This window comes from Cryobacterium sp. (genome assembly GCF_026786305.1).
GTDB lineage: Bacteria > Actinomycetota > Actinomycetes > Actinomycetales > Microbacteriaceae > Cryobacterium.
Window position 1 is genome coordinate 1 of sequence record NZ_JAJAYI010000008.1, and the last position, 4,747, is coordinate 4,747.

Genomic DNA, 4,747 nt, shown 5'->3' on the forward strand with positions numbered 1-4,747 from the left:
CACCGTCCAAAATTTGTCGAGGGTCTGGCGCGGCCCGTGGAGGTTCCTGTGGGCCGCGTGCGGGGGGGGGGGGCCGGGGGGCGCCCCCCCCCCACCCCCGCCACCCGCATCCGCAAGCACCAAAGGAAAAACCGTGACCAGCACAGTGCCCCGCGTCACGACGGGCGAGCCGGGCCGCGTCGCGGCCGCCGGCAGCAAGCCCATCTCGACCCGGCTTCACCGCAGCCCGCGGCTGCGCCTGCTCGGGCTGCTGGCCCTCCCGATGACGTGGCTCGTCGGCGTCTACATTTTCTCGCTCGTGATGCTCCTGATCACCGCGTTCTGGCGCACCGACCCGTTCACCTCCAAGGTCGTTCCGGGATTCACCCTCGACAATTTCATCAGGCTGGTGGAGAACCCCGCCTACCTGTCCACCTCGCTGCGAACACTGTCCATCGCGCTGCTGGTGACTCTACTCAGCGTGGTGTTCTCCATCCCGCTGGGCATCTTCATGGCGAAGGTGGCGTCACCGTGGCTGCGCGCCTTCCTGGGCGTCGCCATCACCCTGCCCCTCTGGGCCGGATACCTGGTGAAGATCCTCGCGATGCGCATCACATTCACCGAGAACGGCTTCTTCAACTCGGCCCTCGAACCCCTCGGCATTAGCGGTCCGGGATTCAGCTACACGACCGTGGTGCTCACCCTCACCTACCTGTGGTTCCCCTATATGGCGCTGCCGGTCTACACCGCTGTGCGCCAAATCCCGGCCAACCTCTTCGACGCGTCGGCCGACCTCGGGGCCCGCAGCTGGACCACTATCCGCACCGTCGTCATCCCCCTGCTCAAGCCCGCCCTTATCGCCGGCTCAATATTCACCTTCTCGCTCAGCCTCGGCGACTACCTCGCCGCCAAGTTCGTGGGCGGGTCTACCCAGATGATCGGCAGCATCATCGCCTCGAACATCAACCTCAACCCGCCCATCGCGGCCGCCTTCTCGGTCGTACCCATCGTTTTCGTGCTGGTCTACCTGTTCGCCGTTCGGAAGACCGGCGCACTCGACCGGATGTAGGAGCCCCCCCTTTGCTGAGACTCACCCGCGGAGCCAAGATCGGCCTCGGAGCCATCGTCGCCGTCGTGCTCACGTTCATGTACATCCCGCTCGCTCTGGTCGTGCTCAACTCGTTCAACGCCGCCCGAATCGCGAGCTGGCCGGTGACGGATTTCTCACTCGGCTGGTGGGTGGTCGCCTTCACCAGCGAGCCCATCCGTGCCGCCCTTCTCAACTCGGTCGTCGTTGGCCTCGGCGCCACCGCAATAGCACTCGTGCTCGGCACGCTCACCGCGTTCGCGCTGCAGCGCTACAGCTTCTTCGGCAAGCAGACAGTCAACCTGCTCGTCGTGCTCCCCATTGCGCTTCCCGGTATCGTCACCGGTGTCGCGCTGAGCAACACGTACAACAACATCCTCGAACCTGTCGGCATCCAGATCGGGTACTTCGGCATGATCGTCGCCCACGCCACCTTTTGCATGGTCATGGTCTTCAACAACGTGCTCGCCCGTCTGAGGCGGATGAGCCCGAATCTGCAGGAGGCCTCGATGGACCTCGGGGCCGGACTCTGGCAGACCTTCAGACTCATCACCTTCCCCCAGTTCCGTACCGCCTTCGTCGCCGGTGGCCTGCTGGCGTTCGCCCTCAGCTTCGACGAGGTCGTGGTGACCATCTTCACGGCACCGCCGGGAGTGGATACGCTTCCGCTCTGGATCATGAATCAGATGGCCCGCCCCAATGAGGCCAGCGTCGTCAACGTCGTCGCCACCGTCATCATCCTTGCGTCGTTCATTCCCGTCTATGTGTCGCAGAGGCTGTCGCGCGCTGAAGAAGAAGACTGATCCTCGCCCTCCAGTCCTTCAGTCCTTCAGTCCTTCAGTCGCCCGTCGGGGAACACCATGACTCAAATCCCCACCGCACCGGCTCCGACCAGCCCAATGCTGAGGAACTTCATCGGCCGAGAGTACGTCGCGTCGACGTCGGCCTGAACCCTGCAGCTGATCACCCCGTCACGAGCACGGGGGGTAGGTCAGCGAGCGACGGACGCGACATCCCGGCCGCCGAGTAGATGTTGGTCGCGGTGGGGGCTCGGGTGGAGGTCCGCGCTAGAGCATGGAGCCGAGGTCTGCGCCGATGGATGGGTAGGTCGCGGTCATTGATTTCAGCTGCCGGGAGGTCAGGCCGAGTTTGATGGCGAGGCCGAAGATGTTGATCAGTTCGGCGTAGCCGGGTCCGAGTAAGTGCGCGCCGAGGATCCGGTCGGTCGCTTTGTCGATGATGATCTTCGCGCTTGCTGTTGTCTCGCCCACGCGGTAGTTGGAGTACCAGCCGCTGGTGTCGTTGTGTCGCACGTCGATGTCGAGGCCGCTGTTACGTGCTTCATGTTCGAGGATGCCGACCCGGTTGAGCTCCGGGATTGTGAACACGGTGGTGGGCACGGCCGTGTAGTCGGGGGTCGTGGTGCTGCCCGTGAGCATGTTGGACGCTGCCACCTTGCCCTCGAACACCGCGACGGGCGTCAGAGGTTTGCCGGGGGGGTCGGCGGCGTCGCCTGCCGCATATACCGCGGGATTCGTGGTGCTTTGCAGATGCCCGGCGACGGCGACACCCAGCGGCCCTGATGCGATGTTCGCGGCATCGAGGTTCAGCCCGTCAAGGTCGGCGACGCGGCCGGCACCGTGCACCACCAGGTCCGCACCGATTGTGAAAGTTTTCCCGCCCTGGTCCACCGTTAGGTCCAGTCCGCTGGCGGTGCGGGTGACGCGGGTGATCGTGGTGGTCAGTTGCACCTGGATTCCGGTTTGCTCGGTTCTTTTTATGAGGAGTTCAACGAGGTCGGGGTCGAACTCGCGGAGGGGGCGGTCACCGTGGTCGATGATCACGCAGTCCACCCCGGCGCGCGAAGCAATGTGCGCGAACTCGAAGGAGATGAATCCGCCACCGATGAACACGATCCGGTGCGGTAACGCGTCCAGGTTCAGGAAGTCGGTGCTGTCGATCAGGTGCTCATGTCCGGGGAAGCTCAGTGGGCGTGGGCGCGCCCCGGTTGCGATCAGGAAATGCTTTGCACGGTGTTCTGTTCCGTTGATGTCGAGCTGGTTCGGTCCGGTGAACCGGGCGCTACCGTGGAAGGTCATCACCCCGTTGCCAGTGAGTTCGTCCTCCATGCTTTGCGGCACACCGTCTGTGAAGCCTCGCTTGTGGCGCATCAACGCCGCCCAATCGATCGACACCCCGTTCTGGGTAATGCCTTTATCCTGCATCAAGCGAGCGGCATCAATCACTTCCGCGCCACGGCGGAGTATCTTTTTCGGATCACAGCCGCGCAGCGCGCAGGTGCCGCCGTAAGGGAGCGCGTCAACGATGCCTACCCGCCAGCCCTGGGCGGCGCACTTATTCGCTGCCGTTGTGCCGGCCATCCCGGCGCCGATGACGAACAGGTCGTAGTCCTCGTTCACGTGATGTTCCTTTCTGCCGGCACCGTGGCCGGATCACAGCGTGGTCCTGCTCACAGTTGTGCTGCTCAGCTCGCGCGGATCGCCGCCTGCAGTTGCTCGAGCGTCGGTGCACCGGCGATGCCGTCGGGTGTGACGTAGATGCGGCAGGCGAGCCCAACCGGGGCCGACGGGTCCGGGAACACGTCTGTGCCGTTGACGAGGATGCTCGGTGATCCGCGGAAGCCGATCGCCTCCGCGTCCTCGGGGGTCTCCACCAGTCGGTGGGTCACCGTCATGTCGGGGTTGGGCTGGGCGATCGCGGCCAGCCGCTCCGCAACGATAGTCCAGTTCGGGCATCCATCGAAGTACTGCAACGTGATCTCCATAGCACTCACGATAAACCTTGCACTATGGTGCAAGGTCAAGTGGTTCACTGGGACTATGCGAATTGGAGATCTTGCCCTCGTCGCCGGGGTGAACGCGCAAACCATCAGATTCTATGAACGTCGGGGACTCCTGCCCTCCGCAGCACGTGAAGCGAACGGTTACCGCCAGTACGACGAGGCCACCGCCTCTCGTCTTGGGTTCATCCGGGCCTCGCAGGCTGCCGGGCTGTCGCTGACAGACATCAGCAGCATCATTTCGCTCCGCGAGGCCGGCGCTGTGCCATGCGAGCATGTCGCCGCCCTGCTCGCCGGGAAGCTCGAAGATGTGCGCGCCAGGCAACGAGAACTCGCGCTCCTCGAGTCAGAGCTGCAGCACCTCATTGAGGCCAGCCAGAACCTCGACCCAGCCGACTGCTCAGCAGGAACTGTTTGCCAGATCATCCCGCAACACCAGCCATAGGCACCGGGCACGCCCGAACGAATTCGCATCCTTCGCCGTCGTACTCGGCGCTGTTCGCGTCGTACTCGGTCAGGCGGTTAAGCTGAATCCGGCGGTCGCAGAAATCGTGTACGCGGATGGCTGGAAGCTCCCATTCGTTGTCCTGAACGCTCGGGCTGGCCCAGGCCACAACAGAGTCAGTCGTGTGCTGCGATCGTCGACGTACCAGCTCGTGCATCCGCCCGTCAGCCACACGGTCGACCGGCTCATCTCGTCGATCATCTGGGTGTATTCCTGTTCCGCCGCTAGCGTTACCTCTAGCACCACCCCACCGTTCGCTGCACGGAAGTCGAGCGCTCCCAGGATGTAATCAATCTGGGTCTCGATCATGTAAATGGCCGAATTGTGCCCGAGGCTCGCATTCGGTCCGTCGATGACGAATAGGTTCGGAAAGTCG

5 protein-coding genes and 1 pseudogene are annotated in these 4,747 nt (G+C 63.7%); 3 read left to right on the plus strand and 3 right to left on the minus strand.

Annotated features, from left to right (window positions below; translation table 11 throughout):
- The first annotated feature begins 133 nt into the window (after window positions 1-133).
- Window positions 134-1,048: an ABC transporter permease gene (locus tag LH475_RS00680; protein WP_297412634.1), complete on the plus strand. Its 915-nt coding sequence runs from the start codon at window positions 134-136 to the stop codon at window positions 1,046-1,048.
- 11 nt (window positions 1,049-1,059) lie between these two features.
- A complete protein-coding gene (locus LH475_RS00685; protein ID WP_297412635.1) occupies window positions 1,060-1,869 on the plus strand; it encodes an ABC transporter permease in 810 nt (269 codons plus the stop codon).
- A gap of 264 nt (window positions 1,870-2,133) precedes the next feature.
- Here the strand turns inward: LH475_RS00685 and LH475_RS00690 are convergent, their stop codons facing one another.
- A complete protein-coding gene (locus tag LH475_RS00690; protein WP_297412636.1) occupies window positions 2,134-3,486 on the minus strand; it encodes an NAD(P)/FAD-dependent oxidoreductase in 1,353 nt (450 codons plus the stop codon).
- A 65-nt stretch (window positions 3,487-3,551) separates the two neighbouring features.
- A complete protein-coding gene (locus LH475_RS00695) occupies window positions 3,552-3,851 on the minus strand; it encodes a thioredoxin family protein (RefSeq protein ID WP_297412638.1) in 300 nt (99 codons plus the stop codon).
- A 55-nt stretch (window positions 3,852-3,906) separates the two neighbouring features.
- On the opposite strand from LH475_RS00695, the gene LH475_RS00700 reads away from it, so the two are divergent.
- Window positions 3,907-4,311 carry a heavy metal-responsive transcriptional regulator gene (locus tag LH475_RS00700; protein WP_297412637.1) on the plus strand — a complete coding sequence of 135 codons (405 nt, stop codon included), beginning with the start codon at window positions 3,907-3,909 and terminating at the stop codon, window positions 4,309-4,311.
- Window positions 4,312-4,380: 69 nt separating this feature from the next.
- Here LH475_RS00700 and LH475_RS00705 read toward each other — a convergent pair.
- Window positions 4,381-4,747: pseudogene (locus LH475_RS00705) on the minus strand (4-hydroxyacetophenone monooxygenase); the annotation flags it as partial.